This window comes from Streptomyces roseifaciens (assembly GCF_001445655.1).
GTDB classification, from domain to species: Bacteria; Actinomycetota; Actinomycetes; order Streptomycetales; family Streptomycetaceae; genus Streptomyces; species Streptomyces aureoversilis.
Genome location: NZ_LNBE01000004.1, coordinates 1,842,965 through 1,865,702 on the forward strand (window position 1 = coordinate 1,842,965; position 22,738 = coordinate 1,865,702).

The following is a 22,738-nucleotide window of genomic DNA, read 5'->3' on the forward strand; positions in this document are numbered from 1 at the left end:
CCCTCGTGAGTCCGCCCTTTTCCGGATGAGGGGGAGAGGGCACGTACGACCGAGGGGGATGGCATGGCCACCGTCGAACTGCTCTTCAGTGCCCTTCCCGAGCATGTCCGGACCGCCCGGCTGGTGGCAGCCGCGGTGGCGCGCCGTGCCGGCGTGGACGAGGCCGTGCTGGACGAGGTCCGGCTCGCCGTGGGCGAGGCGTGCTCGCGCGCGGTGGGGCTGCACATCAGTAATGAGGTGACCACCCCCGTCCGGGTGACGCTGATCGAGGACGAGAAGAAGTTCTCCATCGAGGTCGGGGACGACGCCCCCGGCCCCGCACCGGAGGCGCTCGCTGCCGCGAACGGCTCGGAGCGCGCCGGCGGCGGCCCCGAGGAGAGCGCTGCCGACAGCGAGGACGACATGGGCCTGGCGGTCATCAGCGGCTTGGTCGACGACGTCGAGGTGACGGCGGACGAGCGCGGCGGCCTGATCCGGATGAGCTGGCCGATCGCTCCCGCGGCCGTGGCGCCGTAGCCCGTCCGGGCGTATCGCCGTAGCCGGCCCTCCTCGGACGGCCGTAACTCCCGGCTGCCCTGTGCGGCCGTTCCGATGACGCCTGCTGGACGACCGCCGCAGGATTCACCGGCTTCCTGTGCACCGAGCAGCCATATTTCTGCGATCTTTTTGCCGCCCCCTGCATCCGGCGGCGTCTCGCGGCCGACGATCGCCGCAGCCCCCATGGATCGTTCCTTCCGGGCCCATTGATCTTCCGCGTGATTCCGGTGATCCCGACGATCTTCCGGAATGGATCTCGCGTCGTCCCCCTTTCCCCGATCACCGCTGATCGCCATTGATCGTCATCGATGGCCGTTCCGGATCTCCGTCCGCGATCGTTTATGCGGCGGATCATTCACTCGATCTTCACTTGCACAGGCCAATTCCATTTGCCGCGCTCTGTTTTGATCTCGCCATGCTCCCTACAATCCGTCCATCTTGAGCTCAGGACGCCTGAGCGTGGCCGCTGTTCCGTGATCTCCCTTTCGCGATCGCGGATCAGCTGCGCGCCCATGTGCCAAACGTCAGGGAGGACGAATGGCGGGGCCCTTCACACCTCGACAGGTGGACTTTCAACAGCTCGACTTCACTCGGAATCTCGCGGCCGAACTCACCCAGGGCAACCGCACCATGGTGATCGTGATCGCGGCCGTCGCACTCGCGGCGCTCGTGGTCGCCGTCGCCCTGGTGCGGCAGGTCCTCGCGGCGGGCGAGGGAACCGACAACATGAGAAGGATCGCGGCGGCGGTGCAGGAAGGCGCGAACGCCTATCTCGCACGGCAGTTGCGCACCCTCGGCGTATTCGCCGTGGCGGTGTTCTTCCTCCTGATGCTCCTGCCGGCCGACAACTGGTCGCAGCGCATCGGGCGTTCGGTCTTCTTCCTGATCGGAGCGCTCTTCTCGGCGGCGACCGGCTATATCGGCATGTGGCTCGCTGTGCGCAGCAATGTCCGGGTCGCCGCGGCGGCCCGCGAGGCCACTCCGGCGCCGGGCGAGCCCGAGAAGGACCTGACGGCCGTTTCCCACAAGGCCATGAAGATCGCGTTCCGGACGGGTGGCGTCGTCGGGATGTGCACCGTGGGGCTCGGCCTGCTGGGAGCCTCCTGCGTGGTGCTCGTGTACGCGGCCGACGCGCCCAAGGTGCTGGAGGGCTTCGGCTTCGGCGCGGCCCTGCTGGCGATGTTCATGAGGGTCGGCGGCGGCATCTTCACCAAGGCGGCCGACGTCGGCGCCGACCTCGTCGGCAAGGTCGAACAGGGCATCCCCGAGGACGACCCGCGCAACGCCGCCACCATCGCGGACAACGTGGGGGACAACGTCGGCGACTGCGCGGGCATGGCCGCCGACCTCTTCGAGTCGTACGCCGTGACGCTGGTCGCCGCGCTGATCCTCGGCAAGGCCGCCTTCGGCGACGCGGGGCTCGCCTTCCCCCTGCTCGTCCCCGCGATCGGCGTGCTCACGGCGATGATCGGCATCTTCGCGGTCGCGCCGCGCCGCGCCGACCGCAGCGGGATGACCGCGATCAACCGCGGGTTCTTCATTTCGGCCGTCATCTCGCTCGTCCTGGTGGCCGTTGCGGTGTTCGCGTACCTCCCCTCCAGCTACGCCGATCTGAAGGGCATCGGGGACGAGGCGATCCGCGGCCACGCGGGCGACCCGAGGGTGCTCGCGCTCGTGGCGGTGGCCATCGGCATCGTCCTCGCCGCGCTCATCCAGCAGCTCACGGGGTACTTCACGGAGACCAGCCGGCGGCCCGTGCGGGACATCGGCAAGACGTCCCTGACCGGACCGGCGACGGTCGTCCTCGCCGGCATCTCCATCGGCCTGGAGTCCGCCGTCTACTCGGCCGTGCTCATCGGGCTGGGCGTCTACGGGGCGTTCCTGCTCGGCGGCACGTCCATCATGCTGGCCCTGTTCGCCGTCGCGCTCGCCGGCACCGGCCTGCTGACCACCGTGGGCGTCATCGTCGCCATGGACACCTTCGGCCCGGTCTCCGACAACGCCCAGGGCATCGCCGAGATGTCCGGCGACGTCGAGGGCGCCGGCGCGCAGGTGCTCACCGACCTCGACGCGGTCGGCAACACCACCAAGGCCATCACGAAGGGCATAGCCATCGCCACGGCCGTGCTGGCCGCGTCGGCGCTCTTTGGCTCGTACCGCGACGCCATCGCCACCGCGGTGAAGGACGTGCACGCGAAGTCCGGGGAGATGGGCCTGAGTCTGGACATCTCGCAGCCCAACAACCTCGTCGGGCTCATCCTCGGCGCCGCCGTAGTCTTCCTCTTCTCCGGACTGGCGATCAACGCCGTGTCGCGGTCGGCGGGCGCCGTGGTCTACGAGGTGCGGCGGCAGTTCCGCGAGCACCCCGGGATCATGGACTACAGCGAGAAGCCGGAGTACGGCCGCGTGGTGGACATCTGCACCAAGGACGCGCTGCGCGAACTCGCCACGCCCGGCCTGCTGGCCGTGATGGCGCCCATAGCCGTCGGGTTCTCGCTCGGCGTCGGAGCGCTCGGCTCGTACCTGGCGGGGGCCATCGGCACCGGCACCCTGATGGCCGTCTTCCTCGCCAACTCCGGTGGCGCCTGGGACAACGCCAAGAAGCTGGTGGAGGACGGCCACCACGGCGGAAAGGGCAGCGAGGCGCACGCGGCGACGGTCATCGGCGACACGGTCGGCGACCCGTTCAAGGACACCGCAGGGCCGGCCATCAACCCGCTGCTGAAGGTGATGAACCTGGTGGCGCTGCTGATCGCCCCTGCGGTGGTCAAGTTCTCCTACGGCGTCGACGCCAACAAGGGCCTGCGGATCGGGATCGCGGTGCTGGCGATCGTCGTCATCGTCGGCGCGGTGTACGTCTCCAAGCGGCGCGGGGTCGCGGTGGACGACGACGGCAACGCCGAGCGGACGGCGAAGCCCGCCGATCCGGCGGTGGCGTCGTAAGGAGCGGTGGCGTCGTAAGGAGTGGTGGTGTCGTAAGGAGTGGTGGTGTCGTAACGAACTGACGCTCCGGCACTTCGGGCGGCCGGGTGGGCGGCGTGCAGGGCACGTCGTCCACCCGTGTGCGGTTCCCCCTCTCCTCCCCTGTGCGGTGAATGCCACGCTGCGCTTGGTGCAAATGGCTTTAAAAGAGGGCATACGGGAAGCCCGCCTCCTGGGCGGTCCCGCTCGGACGTGTAAGTTCCGGGCCGAGAGCCATCGAAGGGACCGATCCGGTGAACAAGAAGCTTGCGGCCGTACTGTCCGGCGGTACGGCGCTCCTGCTGGCGCTGACCGGCTGCGGCAGCGACGACGAGGGCAACAAGAAGCTGGACGCCTGGGCCATGAAGGTCTGCGACCAGATGCAGCCCCAGGTGAAGAAGATTCTGGACGCGAACCAGTCGATCGCGAGCGTCCAGACCGAGGAGGACTCCAAGAAGGTCCAGCAGACCGACTCCGCGGCCTTCCAGGTCAGCGTCGACGCGTACAAGGCGCTCGCCAACGCGGTGCAGGACGCGGGCGCGCCGCCCGTCAAGGACGGCGAGACCAGCCAGAAGAACGCGGTCAAGGCGCTCAACGACCTCTCCACGGCGTACGCGAACCTGAAGAAGCGGAGTGACGCCCTCGACACCGGTGACAAGACCAAGTTCGGCGAGGGGCTGAGGGGCATCGGCGGGGACGTCGCCAAGCTCAGCGGCCAGAGCTCCGAGGCGCTCAAGAAGCTGCAGTCGGGCGACGTCGGCAAGGCCATGGCCAAGCAGCCGGGCTGCCAGAAGAACTCGCTCTCCCCGTCGCCTGCGAAGAGCTGACCCGGAGAACCGGATACTGGAGAACCGGGGCCCCGGAAGACTGGGCCCCGGCAACGGCCCCGGAGAACGGCCCCGGCGATCCCGAGCCCGGCGATCCGAGCCCGGAGAACCGGCCGGGTGAACGGCGTGCTGCGGCGTCGCGTCCCCACGGACGCGACGCCGCACCCCGCCGCTTTCGTCGTTTGCCGGTGCCGCCCCCGACAATGGTCCCGTGAGTACGCTCCTTCCCGCCGCCGACCGCGCGCGCACCTCCCGGCTGCGCGACGCCCTGCTCGCCGCCGCCTTCACCGCCGACGGCCTCCTCGACCTGCTGGGCGCCCCCGCCTACGCCGCGCTCGCCCGCAGCGAGACCGTGCCCGCCCTGCGGGCCACGCGCGGCGACAGCCCGCTGGAGACGCTCGTCCGGCTCTTCCTGCTGCAGCGCCCGGCCCCGTACGCGCGGGCCGCGGCCGCGCTGCCCGTCGACGACTGCCTCGCCGGGGGCTGGCTCGTCCGCGACGGGGACTCGGTGCGCGCCACCGTGGACGTGCGCCCGTACGGCGGCCCGGACGGGCAGGACTGGTGGATCGTCTCCGACCTCGGCTGCGCGGTCGGCGGCGCCGGCGGCATCGCCGGGGGCGGGGCCGGCCCCTCGGGAGTCGACCGCTCGCAGCTGGTCCTCGGCGTCGGCGGCGCCTCGACCACCCTCGCCGGGCTCACCGTCCGCACGCCCGTCGCGAGCGCCCTCGACCTGGGCACGGGCTCCGGCATCCAGGCGCTGCACGCGAGCCAGCACGCCACGCGTGTGACCGCGACGGACCTCAACCCGCGCGCCCTGCACATCACGCGGCTCACCCTGGAGCTCTCCGGCGCCGCCGAGGCCGACCTGCGCGAGGGTTCGCTCTTCGAGCCGGTCGCCCAGGACACCTTCGACCTGATCGTCTCCAACCCGCCGTTCGTCATCTCGCCGGGCGCCCGCCTGACCTACCGCGACGGCGGCATGGGCGGCGACGACCTGTGCCGCACCCTCGTCCAGCAGTCGGCCGACCGGCTCAACGACGGCGGCTACTGCCAGCTGCTCGCCAACTGGCAGCACGTCGAGGGCGAGGACTGGCGCGAGCGGCTCTCCTCCTGGGTGCCGCGCGGCTGCGACGCCTGGATCGTCCAGCGCGAGGTGCAGGACGTCGCCCAGTACGCCGAGCTGTGGCTGCGTGACGCGGGCGACCACCGCGCCGGCCCGGAGGAGTACGCGGCCCGCTACGACGCCTGGCTGGAGGAGTTCGAGGCCCGCAAGACCAAGGGCATCGGATTTGGCTGGATCACGCTGCGCAAGTCGGGTGCCGACCGGCCGTCCGTCGTCGCCGAGGAATGGCCGCACCCGGTCGAGCAGCCGCTCGGCCCGGCCGTCCGCGCCCACTTCGACCGGCAGGACTTCCTGCGCACGCACGACGACGCCGGGCTGCTCGCCGCCCGCTTCGCCCTGGCCGACGAGGTCGTGCAGGAGCAGGTCGGCCTGCCGGGCGCGGAGGACCCCGAGCACGTGGTGCTCCGCCAGAACCGCGGCATGCGGCGGGCCACCAAGGTGGACACCGTCGGCGCGGGCTTCGCGGGCGTGTGCGACGGCTCCCTGAGCGCGGGGCGGATTCTCGACGCCATCGCCCAGCTGATCGGCGAGGACCCGGTGCTGCTGCGGGACCGGACCCCGGAGTCGATCAGGACGCTCGTCGAGCAGGGCTTCCTGACGCCCGTGGCGGAGCGGCAGTAGCGGCCCCGGCCCCGTAGTGGCTGCCGTCTGATCAGGGCGTGTTTTCGGTCACGGCTTCCGGTCACGGCTTCCGGTCGCGGTGCGACGTCGGGCGCCGTGGCCGGGAACCGTCCACCGCCGTGGCCGGGAACCGTCCAACAGAAATGCTTCTTCGGCCGCCGAAGGCGTAAAGGCAGACCTCTGCCGGGGCCGAAGGCGATCGCGTAGAGATCGCCGATGCCGTTGTCTCGCGCCCGCCACTGGCAATGCCCGCAGACGGCCGGTGCACCGTGGGCCACGTGACGGGCCCCACGCCCCGTCCGTGTTTGCGGACCGCAATTCTGGACATCGTTTTCAGGACAACCTGTTGCCCGTGGTCCGTCCGGACGCATATGCGTCCGACGCCTCGGGCAGGGCCATGTCAAGGATCGTCCAGGGCTTCCGTGACTCTTTCGGGTCCAAGCCCGCGCCCTTGCGGCGCGCGGCCCGCCGTCCGCCTCTCCGCCGTCACACCCTTGGCCAGGGCCCTGTGAAGCGCGGCATCGGGGGCGGAGTGGACGTAGCCTTCATTACGACCCTAAGAGTGTGATGTTGGATACCGTGCTGGTTAGAACGTACATCGGGTTACCGTTCGAGTGGCGTTGCGGGCTTTTTCCGTTTGACACGGGGGCGGGATGTACCGTCACACTCCGCAGCGTCACCGCAGCGCCCACACCGAGTGCCGACCGGAAGAAGAGCGAAGTTGTCCCCGACCAGCGAGACCGCAAAGGGCGGCCGCCGACTCGTCATCGTCGAGTCGCCTGCCAAGGCGAAGACGATCAAGGGCTACCTCGGCCCCGGATACGTCGTCGAGGCGAGCGTCGGGCACATCCGTGACCTGCCGAACGGGGCCGCCGAGGTCCCGGCGAAGTACAAGGGCGAGTCCTGGGCCCGCCTCGGCGTCAACGTCGAGAAGGACTTCCAGCCGATCTACGTCGTGAACCACGACAAGAAGGACCAGGTCAAGAAGCTCAAGGAGCTGCTGGCCGAGTCCGACGAGCTCTTCCTCGCCACCGATGAGGACCGCGAGGGCGAGGCCATCGCGTGGCACCTGCAGGAAGTCCTCAAGCCCAAGGTCCCCGTCCGCCGCATGGTCTTCCACGAGATCACCAAGGACGCGATCCAGGCCGCCGTCGCCAGCCCGCGCGAGCTGAACAAGAAGCTCGTCGACGCCCAGGAGACCCGCCGCATCCTCGACCGCCTCTACGGCTACGAGGTCTCGCCGGTCCTGTGGAAGAAGGTCATGCCGCGGCTGTCGGCCGGCCGCGTGCAGTCCGTCGCCACCCGCCTCGTCGTCGAGCGGGAGCGCGAGCGCATCGCCTTCCGCTCCGCCGAGTACTGGGACCTCACGGGCACCTTCGGCACCGGCCGCTCCGGTGACAACAGCGACCCCGCGACCCTCACCGCCCGCCTGGCCTCGGTCGACGGCCGGCGTGTGGCCCAGGGCCGCGACTTCGGCTCGAACGGCCGGCTGAAGGACGCCGCCCAGGTGCTCCACCTGGACGAGGCCAACGCCCGCGCGCTGGCCGCCGCCCTCGCCGACACCTCGTTCTCGGTGCGCTCGGTCGAGTCCAAGCCGTACCGCCGCTCGCCGTACGCCCCGTTCCGTACGACGACGCTGCAGCAGGAGGCCTCGCGCAAGCTGGGCTTCGGCGCGAAGGCGACCATGCAGGTGGCCCAGAAGCTGTACGAGAACGGCTTCATCACCTATATGCGTACGGACTCCACGACGCTGTCCGACACCGCCGTGAACGCGGCCCGTGCGCAGGTCACCCAGCTCTACGGCGCCGACTACCTGCCGGAGAAGCCGCGCACGTACGCCGGCAAGGTCAAGAACGCCCAGGAGGCGCACGAGGCGATCCGGCCTTCGGGTGATCGTTTCCGCACGCCCGCCGAGACCGGTCTGACCGGCGACCAGTTCCGCCTCTACGAGCTGATCTGGAAGCGGACCGTCGCCTCCCAGATGAAGGACGCGACCGGCAACTCGGTCACCGTCAGGATCGGCGGCCGGGCGAGCGACGGCCGGGAGGCCGAGTTCACCGCCTCCGGCAAGACCATCACCTTCCACGGCTTCATGAAGGCCTACGTGGAGGGCGCGGACGACCCGAACGCCGAGCTCGACGACCGCGAGCGCCGCCTCCCGCAGGTCACCGAGGGCGACCCGCTGGCGGCCGAGGAGATCACGGCCGACGGCCACGCCACCAAGCCCCCCGCCCGCTACACCGAGGCCTCGCTGGTCAAGGAGCTGGAGGAGCGGGAGATCGGCCGCCCGTCGACCTACGCGTCGATCATCGGCACCATCCTCGACCGCGGCTACGTCTTCAAGAAGGGCACGGCGCTCGTCCCGTCCTTCCTGAGCTTCGCCGTCGTCAACCTGCTGGAGAAGCACTTCGGCCGGCTCGTCGACTACGACTTCACCGCCTCCATGGAGGAGGACCTCGACCGCATCGCCCGCGGCGAGGCCCAGGCCGTGCCGTGGCTGCGCCGGTTCTACTTCGGCGAGGGCACCGAGGGCGCCGCGGGCGGCGCCGCCGAGGCCGGCAACGGCGACGGCGACCACCTCGGCGGCCTCAAGGAGCTCGTCACCGACCTCGGTGCGATCGACGCCCGCGAGGTGTCCTCCTTCCCCGTCGGTAACGACATCGTGCTGCGCGTCGGCCGCTACGGCCCGTACGTCGAGCGCGGCGAGAAGGACGCCGAGGGCCACCAGCGGGCCGACGTCCCCGAGGACCTCGCGCCCGACGAGCTGACCGTCGAGTACGCCGAGGAACTGCTCGCCAAGCCCAGCGGGGACTTCGAGCTCGGCACCGACCCCGGCACCGGTCACCAGATCGTCGCCAAGGACGGTCGCTACGGCCCCTACGTCACCGAGATCCTCCCCGAGGGCACCCCGAAGACCGGCAAGAACGCGGTCAAGCCGCGCACCGCCTCGCTCTTCAAGTCCATGTCCCTGGACACGGTCACCCTGGACGACGCGCTGCGGCTGATGTCGCTGCCGCGCGTGGTGGGCACCGACGCCGAGGGCGTCGAGATCACCGCGCAGAACGGCCGCTACGGCCCGTATCTGAAGAAGGGCACCGACTCGCGGTCGCTGGAGACCGAGGACCAGCTCTTCAGCATCACGCTGGACGAGGCCCTCGCCATCTACGCCCAGCCCAAGCAGCGCGGGCGCGCCGCGGCCAAGCCGCCGCTGAAGGAGCTGGGCACCGACCCGGTCAGCGAGCGCCCTGTCGTGGTCAAGGACGGCCGCTTCGGCCCGTACGTGACGGACGGCGAGACCAACGCCACGCTGCGCCGTGACGATGACGTCGAGACGATCACGCCGGAGCGCGGCTACGAGCTCCTGGCGGAGAAGCGCGCCAAGGGCCCGGCGAAGAAGACGGCCAAGAAGGCCGTCGCGAAGAAGGCGCCGGCGAAGAAGACCGCCGCCAAGAAGACGGCCGCCAAGAAGACCGCGGCGAAGAAGACGACGACCGCGAAGAAGACGACGGCGTCCAAGACGGCCTCCAAGACGGCCGCCAAGAAGACGACCGCCGCGAAGAAGGTGGCTGCGTCCGCTCAGGCCGCCGACGAGTGACCGGCTGACGGCGCGGGCGGACGCTGCCCCGGCGCGGCGTCTGCCCGGGCCGTCCGCGTTCGTTCGTGTCTGTCTGCGTTCCTCTGCGTTCGCCTGTGTTCCTTCGTGTCCGTCCCCGCCCTCTTCCGGCAGTCGCCGGGGGAGGGTCGAGCCGAGGCCCGTCAGCGTCGGTGGGCCATCCATTCGTTCGGGCGCATGTTCGGGCAGAAACGCGGAAGCCCGGACAGGCCGGATAGGCTGGCAGGATGACGCGAGCCGAGCAGCCAACCGTGGTGACCCCCACCTCCGGCGCCCTAGCCGCGGACTCCCGCGAGCGTGCCGTCCGGTCCCTGCTGCGCTTCCCCCCGCTGCGGCGGCTGTGGAACGCCCAGTTCGCCGGCGGTGTCGGAGACTCCCTCGCCCTCCTCGTGCTCCTGCTGCTCTCGCTGCAGGCGGCCGTCGCGGAGGGCTCCCTCGGAGGCGGCTACCGGGGCGCGGCCTTCGCCGTCGCCGCGGTCCTCGCGGCCCGGCTGCTGGCGACCCTCCTCTTCGGCGCGGTCCTGCTCGGGCCGCTCTCCTCGCTCATCGCCCCGGCCGGTCCCCTCGACCGCCGGTGGACCATGATCGGCGCGGACGGCGTCCGGTTCGGCCTGCTGGCCGTCGCGCCCCTGTGGCTCGACTGGACCGGCAGCCGTGCGCTCGCCTTCCTGCTGATCTCGGCCTTCGTGATCGGTGTCGCCGAGCGCGTGTGGACGGTCGTCAAGGACAGTGCGGCCCCCGCGCTCCTGCCCGCGCCCCCCGTCGAAGGCTCGGCGGTGCGCCCGCTGCCCGATCACTACGACGCGCTGCGGCGCCTCTCGCTGCGCACGAGCTTCGTCTCGCTGCCCCTCGCGGCCGCCGCGCTCCTCGTCGCCACGCTGATCGGCAATCTGCTCGGGGCCGGCATCGACTGGTTCCACCAGCACCAGGCGGCCCTCGGGTCGTTCCTCGCGGCCGTGCTGTTCGGCACCTCGGCCGCCATCCTCTACTTCCTGGCGCTGCCCGGCGCGAAGTCGCCCCGCGTGCGCTCCCCGCTGGAAGGCCTGCGCCGCCCCAGGACCACCCAGGGCCCGGACGCCGGGCGGACGCCGGACACGGGTCGTACGGGCGCCATCCCGGTGCTCGTCCTGGCCTGCGCGGCCGTCGCCGGTGCCATCGCCGCCGCCGTCGGCGTGGCCGCCCTCCAGGCCGTCGACCTCGGCGGCGGGCCGGTCGCCTTCGCGCTGCTCGTGCTCGCCCTCGCAGGCGGCCCCGTCATCGGCATCCGCAGCGCCGTCAAGGTGCTCCCCGGCTTCTCCCGGCGCCGCCTGCTCGCGCTGTCCATCGCGCTGACCGGCCTGGCGCTGCTCGCTGCGGGCCTCGTGCCCGACCCCACGACGGTGCTCCTGCTCGTGCTGCTCGCCGGCGTCTGCGCGGGCATCGCCGCCAACACCGGCCACGCCCTCCTCGACCAGGAGACGGAAGAGGCCCGCCGGCCCCGTACGACCGATCACCTGCACGCCGTCGTGCGCGTCACGGCCGCGCTGGGCGCGGTCGCCGCGCCGCTGCTCGCCGCCGCCATCGGGCCGCACCGGCTGGAGCGCGGCAGCTTCGTCTTCGCGCACGGCGGGGCGGCCTTCACGCTGATGCTCGTCGGTGCGCTGCTGCTGCCCGTAGGCGCCCTCGTGCTCGGCAAGACCGACGACCGGCACGGCGTCCCCTTCCGCCGCGACCTGCTGGACGTGCTGCGCGGCGGCGACCCCGAGCAGGTCCCCGCCACGACCGGCTTCTTCCTCGCCTTCGAGGGCGGCGACGGCGCCGGCAAGTCCACCCAGGTACGGGCCATCGCCGAGTGGATCCGCTCCAAGGGCCACGAGGTCGTCGTCACCCGCGAGCCCGGCGCCACGCCCATCGGGCAGCGGCTGCGCGCGATCCTGCTGGACGTCTCGTCGGCCGGCCTGTCCGACCGCGCGGAGGCGCTGCTCTACGCGGCCGACCGCGCCGAGCACGTCGACTCCGTCGTCCAGCCCGCCCTCCAGCGCGGCGCGATCGTCATCTCCGACCGCTACATCGACTCGTCCGTGGCCTACCAGGGCGCCGGGCGCGACCTCTCGCCGACCGAGATCGCCCGCATCAACCGCTGGGCCACGGGCGGTCTCGTGCCCCACCTGACCGTGCTGCTCGACGTCTCGCCCGAGACCGCGCGAGAACGTTTCACCGAGGCGCCCGACCGGCTCGAATCCGAGCCCATGGAGTTCCACAACCGCGTCCGCACCGGGTTCCTGACCTTGGCCGCCGCCGACCCCTCGCGCTACCTCGTCGTCGACGCCGGGCAGGCGCCCGAGGACATCACCACCGTCGTACGCCACCGCCTCGACCAGGCCCTGCCGCTCTCCGCGGCCGAGATCGAAGCCCGCGAGCAGGCCCGCAAGGCCGCCGAGGAAGAGGCGCGGCGCAAGGCCGAGGAAGAGGCCGCGCGCAAGGCGGAGGAGGCGCGGCTGGAGCGCGAGCGCCAGGAGCAGCTCGCCAAGCTGCGCGCCGAGGAGGAAGAGCGCAAGCGGCGCGAGGCCGAGGAGGCCCGCATCCGCGAAGAGGCGCGCCTCGCCGAGGAAGCCCGGCAGCGTGCCGAGGAAGCCCGTCGCCAGGCGGAGGAGGAGCGCAAGCGCCGCGAGGCGGAGGAGCGCACCCGCGCCGCCGAGCAGGAGCGGCTCCGCAAGCAGGCCGAGGAAGAGGCGCGGCTGCGCGCGGAGGCCGAGGAGCGGCGCCTGGAGAAGCAGCGCAAGGCGGAGGAGGCGCTGCTGCGGGCGGAGCGGGCGCGGGTGGCGGCGGAGGAGGCTGCGGCGACGGCTTCGACTGCGGCTTCGGCTTCGACTGCGCCGGGCTCCTTCGACGCGGCGGCTTCGGCTGCCGATTCGGCTCCGGCTTCGGCTTCCGAGGCTCCGACCGTCGAGCGGCCCTCGTTCCGTAAGGAGGCCGTGGCCCCGGGGAGCTCGGACGAGACGCAGGTCGTCCAGTCGCCGGCCGTTCAGAGTCCGTCCGTCCACCGGCCGGACCCGCGCGACACGGACTTCACCCACCTGACGGCGGACACGACGCCCACGGTGGAGCGGCCGCGCATCGACCCGCGGGCCTCGCGGGCGTCCGGTGTGTCCGGCGCATCCAGTGCATCCAGTGCATCCAGTGCAACCGGTGCGTCCGACGACACCGAGGTGCTGCCGCCCGTTCCCGTACGGCCCGTGGACCAGCAGCGTGTGACGTGGGGCGTGGAGTCGCAGCAGGCAGCGCCTGAGCCCGCGTCTTCGCCCGCGCCGTCGCGGGAGTCGGAGGAGACGGCTGTGCTGCCGCAGCCGCCGGTTGCCGGCGCTGCGGATGCCGACGCCGATGCCGATGCCGACATGGATGTGACGGAGGTGCTGCCTCCGGTACGGCCCGAGCCGCGGACCGAGGATCCGGCGGACCGGGTGCCGGACTGGCTGTTCCGTCCGGAGGAGCGCGCAGGCACGGACGCGGGCGCGGGCGCGGGCGCGGGCTCGGACACCGAGCGGACGCGAGAGCTGCCGCAGGTGGACGAGGACGCCGCCGCCAGGGGCCGCCGCCGTCCGGGCTGGGCGGAGGAGAACTCCGGCGACGACGAGCCGACGCTCGCGGACGAGCTCCTGGGACGGGGTGGCCGCGATCGCGGCCGCCGCGACGACGACGAGCGGGGCGGCCGCCGCTGAGCCCTTGCCGGGCCTCGGCAGGTTCGGCCGGGGGCGGGGGTGGTCTCGGCACCGTCGGGTTGCGTCGTCGTGGTTGATCGCCGTTGCGGCGGGATCAAGGGGCGTGGCCTCCCAGCGGGACCAAGCGGCGGGCGGTGGGCGTCGGCGTGCGCTTGCCGGGGTGCGCGCCCTCAAGGGTGGCGGTGGTCTCGGCACCGCCGGGTTGCGTCGTCGTGGCCGGTCGCCGTTGCGGCGGATTCGAGAGGCGCGGGCCCTCGACAGGCCTTGTGGTGGGCGTGGCCTCGCCATCGGGCCGTGCTCGACCGGCGTTCGGTGTCGGTGGGGTGGCCCACAATGGACGTCGCAGGACAACCAGTGCGGAGGACAGCCATGGCGGTGTGGGACGACGTGGTCGGTCAGGACCGGGTGACGGAGCAGCTTTCCGCCGCCGCGCGGGATGCGGATGCCCTGGTCACGGTCACCGCCGCCGAGTCGGCCGCGTCGGACGCCGCGGCCGTCGGCGGCGGGTCGATGACCCACGCCTGGCTGTTCACCGGGCCCCCCGGCTCCGGACGGGCCGACGCCGCTCGTGCGTTCGCCGCCGCCCTGCAGTGCGTGAGCCCGGACAAGGCCGTCGGCGGGGCCCCCGGCTGCGGTTTCTGCGACGGCTGCCACACCTCGCTCGTCGGCACGCACGCGGACGTGGAGATCGTCCGCACCGATCAGCTGTCGATCGGCGTCAAGGAGACCCGTGAGCTGGTCCGCCGTGCCCAGCTCTCGCCGGCCGGCGGACGCTGGCAGGTGATCGTCCTGGAGGACGCCGACCGGCTGACGGAGGGCGCGGGCAACGTCCTGCTGAAGGCGGTCGAAGAGCCCGCACCGCGCACGGTGTGGCTCCTGTGCGCGCCGTCCCTGGAGGACGTGCTGCCCACCATCCGTTCCCGCTGCCGCCTCCTCACTCTGCGCACGCCGCCGGTGGCCGCCGTGGCGGAGGTCCTCGCCCGGCGCGACGGCATCGAGTCCGAGCTGGCCGCGCGGATGGCCCGTGCGACGCAGGGGCACATCGGCCGGGCCCGCCGCCTGGCCACCGACGAGCGGGCCCGTGCCCGCCGCGCGGCCGTGCTCAAGCTGCCGCTGCGCGTCGACGACGTCGGCGGCTGCCTGAAGGCCGCTCAGGAGCTGATCGACGCGGCCGCCGAGGACGCCAAGCAGGTCGCGGAGGAGGTCGACGCCAAGGAGACCGAAGAGCTGAGGGCTGCGCTCGGTGCGGCGGCCGGTACGGGCAGCCGTCTCCCGCGCGGCACGGCGGGCGCGATGAAGGAGCTGCTGGACCGCCAGAAGCGCCGCAGCACGCGTACCCAGCGCGACAGCCTGGACCTTGCTCTGGTCGACCTGACGGGCTTCTACCGCGACGTCCTGGCGATGCAGCTCCACTCGCGCGTGGAGATCGCCAACGCGGACATGCAGGACGCGCTGGAGCGCGTGGCCTCCGCGTCCGGCCCGGAGCGGACGCTGCGCCGCATCGAGGCGATCATCGACTGCCGGAGGGCGCTGGACCGCAACGTGGCACCGCTGCTCGCGGTCGAAGCGATGACGATGGCGCTGCGAGCCGGCTGAACCGACTGGCCCGACTGAACCGACTGAACCGACCGGCCCGGTTGAACGGACTGGCCCGGCTGAACCGGCTGCACCAGCCGAGCGCTGCGGACCGCCCGGGCCGGGCACGCGTCCGGTTACGCACTCTCACTCATATGAGGCCTCCTGGGCCCGGCGACTGGCGGCAGCCCGCAGGGGTGCGGATACGCTCCGTCGGTACGCAGTGATTCTCCGTGACGCTGCGTGAAGCTCAGCTCCTCCTCGCTGCCGGCCGGGCAACCCCCATGCCTCCGTGCAGCGGCACTCCACGCACCCACGCAGAGGGACAAGGGACCAGCCGATGGACTCCAGCCGCCTGCTCCGTACCTCCGGCACCGTCATCGCGGCAGCGGCGCTGCTGATCTCCGGCTCCGCCCTCGGGGACACCTCGCCGCGGGCGACGGCGGCGCCGAGAGCGTACGGGGCGGGCGACGATCAGCCCTCGCCCGCGGGGAGCCGGCACGGCCGCGCGGGGGAGGGGCGGGACGACCGCGGCCTCCCCGGTTTCGGGAGCTTCGACGCAGGGGGTTCCTTCGGGAACCTGGGCGGCCTGGGCGGCGCGGGCGGGCCCGGGGACGCCCCGCTGCTCGCCCCGCTGCCGACCGCCCTCCCCCCGGCCCTGCGCAGCTACTACGCGCAGAAGCTCACTTGGCACCCCTGCCGCACGAGCGGTTTCGAGTGCGCCACGCTCAGGGCCCCGCTGGACTACGACCACCCCCGCGAGGCGGACGACCTCAAGCTCGCCGTCTCCCGCAAGAAGGCCACGGGCGCGGGCCACGCCAGGCGCCTGGGCTCCCTCATGGTCAACCCGGGCGGGCCGGGCGGCTCGGCGGTCGGCTATCTCCAGCACTACGCGGGCGTCGGCTATCCCGCCGCCGTCCGCGCCCACTACGACATGGTGGCGATGGACCCCCGCGGCGTCGCGGGCAGCGAGCCGGTCACGTGCCTGTCCGACGCCGACATGGACCGCTACACGGAGGTCGACCAGACCCCCGACGACGCCGGCGAGACCGGGGAACTGGTCGCCGCGTACTCCGACTTCGCCGACGGCTGCGCCGCCCGCTCCGGCAAGCTCCTCGGCCACGTGTCCACGATCGAGGCCGCCCGCGACATGGACGTCCTGCGCGCGGCCCTCGACGACGCCAAGCTGACGTACGTGGGCGCCTCGTACGGCACGTTCCTCGGTGCCACCTACGCCGGGCTCTTCCCCTCCCGCGTCGGCCGCCTCGTGCTCGACGGCGCCCTCGACCCGGCCCTCGGCTCGGAGCAGGTCAACCGCGACCAGACCGCGGGATTCCAGACCGCCTTCGACTCCTTCGCCCGGGACTGCGCCCGGCGCAGGGACTGCCCGCTGGGCACCGATCCGGAGGGGGCGGGCGACCGCCTCTCCGCGCTCTTCAAGAAGGCCGATTCGGCCCCCCTGGCCACCGGCAAGTCCCGCAAGCTCACGGAGAGCCTCGCCACGACGGGTGTGATCTCCGCCATGTACGACGAGGCGGCGTGGGGCCTGCTGCGCACCGCACTGCGGTCCGCCTTCCTGGGCGACGGCGCCCCGCTCCTGAGGCTGTCCGACGCGTACTACGAGCGCGACTCCCGCGGCGCGTACCAGAACCTCATGTACGCCAACGCGGCCGTGAACTGCCTCGACCTGCCCCCGGCCTTCCGCTCCCCGGCCGCGGTCCGCAACGCGATCCCGGCCTTCCGCAAGGCCTCGCCCGTCTTCGGCACCCCCCTCGCCTGGGCGGCCCTGACCTGCGGATACTGGCCCGTACAGGCCACGGGCACCCCGCATCGCATCCCTGCCGAGGGCGCCGCGCCCATCCTCGTCGTCGGCACCACCCGCGACCCGGCGACCCCCTACGGCTGGGCCCGCTCGCTGTCCTCCCAGCTCTCCTCCGGCCGCCTGCTGACCTACGACGGCGACGGCCACACGGCGTACACGCGGGGCAGCGCCTGCATCGACAACGCGATCAACACCTACCTGCTGACCTCGACCCCGCCCCCGGCGGGCCGGAAGTGCTCCTGAGGCCCGAGGCCTGCAAGGTCCGTGAGGCCCGCAGGAACCAGAAAAGCCCAGGTCACACAAAGTGTGACCTGGGCTCCATCGGAGCCGCCTTCGGGATTCGAACCCGAGACCTACGCATTACGAGTGCGTTGCTCTGGCCAACTGAGCTAAGGCGGCAAGCTGCCTGATCCGGACCGGCTTCAGCAGCGCGCCCAAGTCTACACACTCCGGAGGGGTGCTCCGTACACGGTGGTCGGCGGGGTCTTCCGTGAGGTCTTCCGTGGTCAGCGGGCCGGGGCCGCGATGGTGTCCGAGATGAGGCCGACGATCTCCCGCGGGTGGTCGTTGAGGTAGAAGTGGCCGCCGGGGAAGACGCTGATCGCGAAGGACGCGGTGGTGTGGTGCTCCCAGTCCTGGACCTCGTCGACGGTGGCCTTGGGGTCGTCGTCGCCGGTCAGGGCGTGGACGGGGCAGTTGACGCGGAGGCCGGGGCGGGCGCGGTGGGTCTCTATCGCCCGGTAGTCGGCGCGGAGCGCCGGCAGGACCATCTGCAGGACTTCCTCGTCGTCCAGCATCTGGGTGTCGGTGCCGCTCAGCGCGCGGAGCTCCTCGATCAGCCCCTGGTCGTCGCGCTGGTGCACCGTCTCCTCGCGGTGGCGCGAGGGGGCGCGGCGGCCGGAGGTGAAGAGGACGGTGGGCTTGATGCCCCGCTCCTCCAGCCGCAGGGCGACCTCGTAGGCCAGGGTCGCGCCCATGCTGTGGCCGAAGAGGGCCAGGGGGCGGTCGGTCCAGGGGAGGAGGGCTTCGGTCGTCAGGTCCGCCAGTTCGGCCAGGTTGTCGATGCAGGGGTCCGTGCGCCGGTCCTGTCGGCCGGGGTACTGGACGGCCAGCACGTCGACCGCCGGCGAGAGCGCCTTCGACACCGGGAAGAAGTAGCTCGCCGCCCCTCCGGCGTGCGGCAGGCACACGAGGCGGACCGGGGCGTCCTGCGCGGGATGGAATCGGCGAATCCACTTTTGGTTGTCAGCGGGGGACATGGTCATCGTGCTGTTTTCCCTTCGGAGCCGTGCAGTTGCTGCCTTTCGGGTCCTGGGCAGGATACGTCGGGCGTCCATAGGGGCAGGCTCGTGGCCGGTAGGGGTTCCTTCGGGCGCCCCGGGCGTATTAGGTTCCCTTGCAGGGTACAGACATAGGTCGTGCCGGCTCGAAGTGCGCCGGAACACAGGGCTGTTCCGGTTTGGACCGGGGATTCGTCGAGAAGGACGCGAGAAGGACACACAGTGCCCAACGGAAAACTGCTGGCCGTCAGCGATCTGCACGTCGCCTACAAAGAGAATCGCGCGCTCGTCGAAACGCTCCGGCCCGAGAGCGACGACGACTGGCTCATTGTGGCGGGCGATGTCGGTGAGCAGTACGCGGACATCGAATGGACGCTGCGCCTGCTCGCCGAGCGATTCGCCAAGGTCGTCTGGGCGCCCGGGAACCACGAGTTGTGGACCCACCCGCAGGACACGGTCGACCTGCGCGGCGAGAAGCGCTATCTGCACCTGGTGGAGCTGTGCCGCAGCCTCGGCGTCGCCACCCCCGAGGACCCGTACCCCGTGTGGCAGGGCGAGGGCGGCCCGGTCGCCGTGGCCCCGCTGTTCGTGCTCTACGACTACACCTTCCGCGTGCCCGGGGCGCACACCAAGGAGGAGTCGCTGCGCCGGGCCTACGAGGCCGGAGTCGTCTGCGCGGACGAGCACTTCCTGCACCACGAGCCCTACTCCGGCCGCGATACGTGGTGCCACGCGCGCGTGGCGTACACCGAGCGCCGCCTGGCCGCCGTGGACCCCGCCCACCGCACCGTCCTGATCAACCACTGGCCGCTGGTGCGCGAGCCCACCAGGATCCTGCGCTACCCGGACTTCGCGCAGTGGTGCGGCACCGAGCTGACCGCGGACTGGCACGTCCGCTTCCGGGCGGCGGCGGCCGTCTACGGCCACCTCCACATCCCCCGGGTCACCTGGCACGACGGGGTGCGGTTCGAGGAGGTCTCCATCGGCTATCCGCGCGAGTGGCGGCCGCGCCCTCCGCGCAAGCCTCTGCGGCAGATCCTGCCCCGGCCGGCCGGTGAGCGCGCGGGGGACGGCGCCGGGGGGACCTGGTCGTGATCGAGGAGATCCTGCCCGCGGAGGCGGTGGCGGAGGAGAGCTTCGCCGTTCCATCGCAGCAGTCCGCCTCCGCCGGCCTCGGCACCTTTCCCGGGGACCCCCGCGGTCTCTATCCCGAGGAGGCGGCCGTCGTCGCCCGCGCCGTGCCCAAGCGGCAGCAGGAGTTCGCGGCCGTACGGGCCTGTGCGCGCAGGGCGCTGGGGCGGCTCGGCCTCCCGCCCGTGCCCCTCCTCCCCAACCGGCGCGGTGCTCCGCAGTGGCCCGACGGCGTGGTCGGCAGCATGACGCACTGCGACGGCTTCCAGGCGGCCGTCGTGGCCCGGGCGGACACCCTGGCATCGGTGGGCATCGACGCCGAGCCGAACGGGCCGCTGCCGGAGGGCGTCCTCCGCGTCATCGCGCTGCCGTCCGAGCGCGCGGCCGTCCAGCGGCTCGCCGCGGAGCGGCCGGGTGTGCACTGGGACAGGCTGCTGTTCAGCGCCAAGGAGAGCGTCTTCAAGACCTGGTATCCGCTGACCGGCCAGGAGCTGGACTTCGAGGAGGCGGAGCTGGAGATCGACCCGGAGGCCCGCAGCTTCTCGGCCCGGCTCCTCGTGCCCGGCCCGGTCGTGGGCGGCGTCCGGCTGGGCGGCTTCACCGGCCGGTGGGCCGCGGGCGACGGCTTCGTGCTCACCGCCATCGCCCTTCCCGCGCCCGCCCGGGGGCCGCGGCCTGCGGACGGCCCGCGGGTCAGCGAGTCCGCGGCATCCCGTGCCTGAAGGCGGCGAAGCCCTCCGGCAGGTCCCGGGCGTGCCGGGTGTTGAGCCACAGGCGCAGCAGGTCGCGCCGCCGGCCCGGCTCGTCCCGGAAGGCGGAGCGGCCGTGGACGACGACGTTGTTGTTCAGCAGTTGCAGGTCGCCGGCGCGCAGGGTCATCTCGACGCGGTGCTCGTCCATGCCCGCGACGTCCTGGAAGACCCGCAGGGCGTGCTGCTCGATCCCGCTCAGCGGGATTCCTGACTTCGGTACCGCGGAGTCGATGTAGTGGGTCATATAGAAGCGGCAGCTCAACTGCCCGTCGAAATAGCCGTACACGGAGTTCCGGTAGTAGGGGAGTTCGTCGGATCCCTCTTCCGTGCGCCGGTCGTAGACGAATCCCCGGTAGTACAGGCCGAGCAGCTCCCGGTGGTGGGCGAGGAGGTGATTGTGGACGGTCATGGAGCTGCTGAGCGTGCTGACGCCGCCGTCGCCCGCCTGGCGCAGGCACAGCAGGCCGACGATGTCGGAGCTGTCGGTGTGGAAGGGCAGCTCGGAGCGGGTCCGGTAGGCACGGGTGGCGGATTCGGTGACCTCGCCCTCCCCGTAGTCCTTCACGTGCGCGATCAATTCCCCGGCGGCGTTCTGGGAGACGGGGGTGCCGAGGTGCAGGGCGATGCCCCAGTACGCCAGGCGGGCCTCCTCCGGCGACCAGGTCTCCACCGGAAGGCCGCGGAGCAGCGTGAATCCCCGCCCGAACTCCAGGTCGTGGACGGCCGCTTCGAACGTCTTGCCGAGAACCGGAAGGGGGAAGTCGTCGACGGTGAGCCGGTCGAGCGGAAGTCCGCGGCTCTTCACCGCGGTGAGTGCCGTCTGCAACTCACCGATTTCCTCAGGGGTGAGGACGACCGTCCAGTCACGTTCATCGGTGAAATCGGAAGCCCGCCAGGCGCTCGGTCCGGTGACGGGCTCGGTGAGGACGACGGCGGTCTCGGCATCGGCGGACGGTGCAGGCATACGGACTCCACTCGGGATTCTCGGCGCTTGCGGCAGGTGTGCGGCACATCGATCATGAATCGAAGCCCGCGCAGGGTCAATGGAGTTGGGGGTGCGGCGCCGGGGGCGGAGTGTCGCGATTGCGCGTGAACTCGATCACCTTCGCGCCCTTCCGTGGTGCGGGGAGTGCGCCGGTGGTTAGTTTCCGGGAAGGCACGGCGACACAGAAGGAAAAGACGGCAGCGGGACGCACAGACACGGAGACACAGTGGCCAAGTCAACCGCCGGCTCGGGGCCGGCGTCAGGAGCAGCCTCCGGGGCATCGTCCAGGGCGGCGTCCGGAGCGGCGCTGCGGCGTACCGCCCGCGCGACCGGCTGCGCCCTCCTGGCCGGCACCCTGGCGGCCGCGTGCGGTTCCGGGAGCGGCAGCTCCGGTTCTGGCACGGCCGACTCGCTCGCCATCGGCCTCATCGCCGAGCCCGCCAGCCTCGACTTCACCACCACCGACGGCGCCGCCGTCCCGCAGGCCACGCTGGGCAGCATCTACGAGGGCCTGGTCCGGGTGGACCAGCAGGGGAAGATCCAGCCCCTGCTCGCCGAGCGCTACGAGCGCTCCGACGACGGCCGCACGTACACCTTCCACCTCCGCAAGGGCGTGAAGTTCACCAGCGGCGCCGAGTTCACCGCCGACGACGCGGTGTTCTCCATCGAGCGGGTGAAGAAGGACTGGAAGCTGAAGACGGCCCGCCAGATGGACGTCGTCGCCAAGGCGGAGAAGACCGGCGACCACACGGTCAAGGTCACGCTGAACCACGCGAGCAACGGCTGGCTCTACGCCATGACCACGCGCATCGGCGCCATGTTCAGCCGCACCGGCGTCGCCGACCTCGCCAGTCACCCCGTCGGCACCGGGCCCTTCAAGCTGGCCGAGCGCCGCCGCGGCGACCGCATCGTCCTCGACCGCAACGGCTCCTACTGGGGCAGCAAGCCGGAGCTCGGCAAGGTCACGCTGAAGTACTTCAAGGACGCCGGGGCGATGAACAACGCCCTGCTCACCAAGGGCATCGACGTCGTCGGCACGGTCCAGGCCCCCGAGTCGCTGTCCCGCTTCTCCGACAGGAATCGTTTCCGAACCATCGAGGGCTCCTCCACCGGCGAGGTCGTCCTGTCGATGAACAACTCCCGCGAGCCGTTCAAGGACAAGCGGGTCCGCCAGGCCGTGCGCCACGCCATCGACCACAAGGCGCTCGTGGAGACCTCCCGCGCCGGTCACGGCAAGCTCATCGGCACCATGGCCACCCCCACCGACCCCTGGTACGAGGACCTGACCGGCAGCTATCCGTACGACCCCGGCAAGGCGAAGCAGCTGCTGAAGGACGCCGGCGCCGAGGGCCGGACCGTGAAGTTCCGGGTGCCCAACATGCCGTACGCGATGTCCGCCGCGCAGGTCGTGAAGTCCCAGCTCGACCAGGTCGGGCTCAAGGCGGAGATCGAGCCCCTCGAATTCCCCGCCCGCTGGCTGTCCGAGGTCTACAACAAGGCCGACTACGACCTCTCCGTCATCGCCCACACCGAGCCGCGCGACCTGTGGACGTTCGCCGACCCCGGCTACTACTTCCGCTACGGCAACCCGGCCTACGCCAAGCTCCTCAAGGACGCCGACTCCGGCCGGCCCGAGGACGAGGCCGCCCGCTACCGCGAGGCCGCCCGCCTGCTCTCCGACGACGCCGCGGCCGACTGGCTCTACCTGATGCCCAACCTGATGGTGGCCGACAAGGACGTCACCGGCCTGCCGGTCAACCAGGTCGGCGAGGGCCTCGACCTCGCGAACGTCCGCTGGGCGAAGAAGAAGTAG

General features: G+C 71.8%; 13 protein-coding genes and 1 tRNA gene. 11 read left to right on the top strand and 3 right to left on the bottom strand.

From position 1 onward, the window contains the following. The first annotated feature begins 63 nt into the window (after positions 1-63). From AS857_RS25440 to AS857_RS25475, 8 genes are all read left to right on the top strand, one after another. Entirely contained in the window at positions 64-516 is a 453-nt protein-coding gene (locus AS857_RS25440) for an ATP-binding protein (RefSeq protein WP_058045560.1), read from the top strand. Between the two features lie 558 nt (positions 517-1,074). Beyond that, positions 1,075-3,480 carry a sodium-translocating pyrophosphatase gene (locus AS857_RS25445; RefSeq protein ID WP_058045561.1) on the top strand — a complete coding sequence of 802 codons (2,406 nt, stop codon included), beginning with the start codon at positions 1,075-1,077 and terminating at the stop codon, positions 3,478-3,480. Positions 3,481-3,752: 272 nt separating this feature from the next. After that, complete coding sequence (locus AS857_RS25450) at positions 3,753-4,325, top strand: hypothetical protein (RefSeq protein WP_058045562.1); 573 nt, start codon at positions 3,753-3,755, stop codon at positions 4,323-4,325. Positions 4,326-4,536: 211 nt separating this feature from the next. Further along, positions 4,537-6,069: a DUF7059 domain-containing protein gene (locus AS857_RS25455; RefSeq protein ID WP_058045563.1), complete on the top strand. Its 1,533-nt coding sequence runs from the start codon at positions 4,537-4,539 to the stop codon at positions 6,067-6,069. Between the two features lie 721 nt (positions 6,070-6,790). Next, positions 6,791-9,664: a type I DNA topoisomerase gene (gene topA, locus AS857_RS25460; RefSeq protein WP_058045564.1), complete on the top strand. Its 2,874-nt coding sequence runs from the start codon at positions 6,791-6,793 to the stop codon at positions 9,662-9,664. Between the two features lie 245 nt (positions 9,665-9,909). Next, positions 9,910-13,380 (top strand): dTMP kinase, encoded by a 3,471-nt coding sequence (tmk, locus tag AS857_RS25465; RefSeq protein WP_058045565.1) that lies wholly within the window; start codon positions 9,910-9,912, stop codon positions 13,378-13,380. A gap of 369 nt (positions 13,381-13,749) precedes the next feature. Beyond that, on the top strand, positions 13,750-14,976 hold the full coding sequence (locus AS857_RS25470) for a DNA polymerase III subunit delta' (protein ID WP_058045566.1): 1,227 nt from the start codon (positions 13,750-13,752) through the stop codon (positions 14,974-14,976). Positions 14,977-15,295: 319 nt separating this feature from the next. Further along, entirely contained in the window at positions 15,296-17,020 is a 1,725-nt protein-coding gene (locus AS857_RS25475) for an alpha/beta hydrolase (RefSeq protein WP_058045567.1), read from the top strand. 82 nt (positions 17,021-17,102) lie between these two features. On the opposite strand, the gene AS857_RS25480 is transcribed toward AS857_RS25475, so the two are convergent. Next, positions 17,103-17,176 (bottom strand) — tRNA-Thr (locus AS857_RS25480). Positions 17,177-17,283: 107 nt separating this feature from the next. Beyond that, the gene (locus tag AS857_RS25485; RefSeq protein WP_058045568.1) at positions 17,284-18,042 is read right to left on the bottom strand and encodes a thioesterase II family protein; all 759 of its coding nucleotides are present in this window, start codon (positions 18,040-18,042) and stop codon (positions 17,284-17,286) included. Positions 18,043-18,279: 237 nt separating this feature from the next. Here AS857_RS25485 and AS857_RS25490 point away from each other — a divergent pair, with 237 nt between their 5' ends. Next, positions 18,280-19,152 (top strand): metallophosphoesterase family protein, encoded by an 873-nt coding sequence (locus tag AS857_RS25490; RefSeq protein WP_058045569.1) that lies wholly within the window; start codon positions 18,280-18,282, stop codon positions 19,150-19,152. After that, a complete protein-coding gene (locus tag AS857_RS25495; protein WP_058045570.1) occupies positions 19,149-19,910 on the top strand; it encodes a 4'-phosphopantetheinyl transferase family protein in 762 nt (253 codons plus the stop codon). Before AS857_RS25490 ends, AS857_RS25495 begins: the two co-directional genes overlap by 4 nt. On the opposite strand, the gene AS857_RS25500 is transcribed toward AS857_RS25495, so the two are convergent. Continuing rightward, complete coding sequence (locus AS857_RS25500; protein WP_058045571.1) at positions 19,882-20,904, bottom strand: TauD/TfdA family dioxygenase; 1,023 nt, start codon at positions 20,902-20,904, stop codon at positions 19,882-19,884. The genes AS857_RS25495 and AS857_RS25500 overlap by 29 nt on opposite strands. A gap of 247 nt (positions 20,905-21,151) precedes the next feature. Between AS857_RS25500 and AS857_RS25505 the strand changes: the two genes are divergently transcribed. Continuing rightward, positions 21,152-22,738, top strand: coding sequence for an ABC transporter substrate-binding protein (locus tag AS857_RS25505; RefSeq protein WP_245700508.1), 1,587 nt, complete (start codon positions 21,152-21,154; stop codon positions 22,736-22,738).

Excerpts from the sequence above, each read along its gene's own strand:
- AS857_RS25440 (WP_058045560.1), top strand. The coding sequence starts at position 64 with ATGGCCACCGTCGAACTGCTCTTCAGTGCCCTTCCCGAGCATGTCCGG.
- AS857_RS25445 (WP_058045561.1), top strand. The coding sequence starts at position 1,075 with ATGGCGGGGCCCTTCACACCTCGACAGGTGGACTTTCAACAGCTCGAC.
- tmk (WP_058045565.1), top strand. The coding sequence starts at position 9,910 with ATGACGCGAGCCGAGCAGCCAACCGTGGTGACCCCCACCTCCGGCGCC.
- AS857_RS25470 (WP_058045566.1), top strand. The coding sequence starts at position 13,750 with ATGGCGGTGTGGGACGACGTGGTCGGTCAGGACCGGGTGACGGAGCAG.
- AS857_RS25475 (WP_058045567.1), top strand. The coding sequence starts at position 15,296 with ATGGACTCCAGCCGCCTGCTCCGTACCTCCGGCACCGTCATCGCGGCA.
- AS857_RS25485 (WP_058045568.1), bottom strand. The coding sequence starts at position 18,042 with ATGACCATGTCCCCCGCTGACAACCAAAAGTGGATTCGCCGATTCCAT.
- AS857_RS25500 (WP_058045571.1), bottom strand. The coding sequence starts at position 20,904 with ATGCCTGCACCGTCCGCCGATGCCGAGACCGCCGTCGTCCTCACCGAG.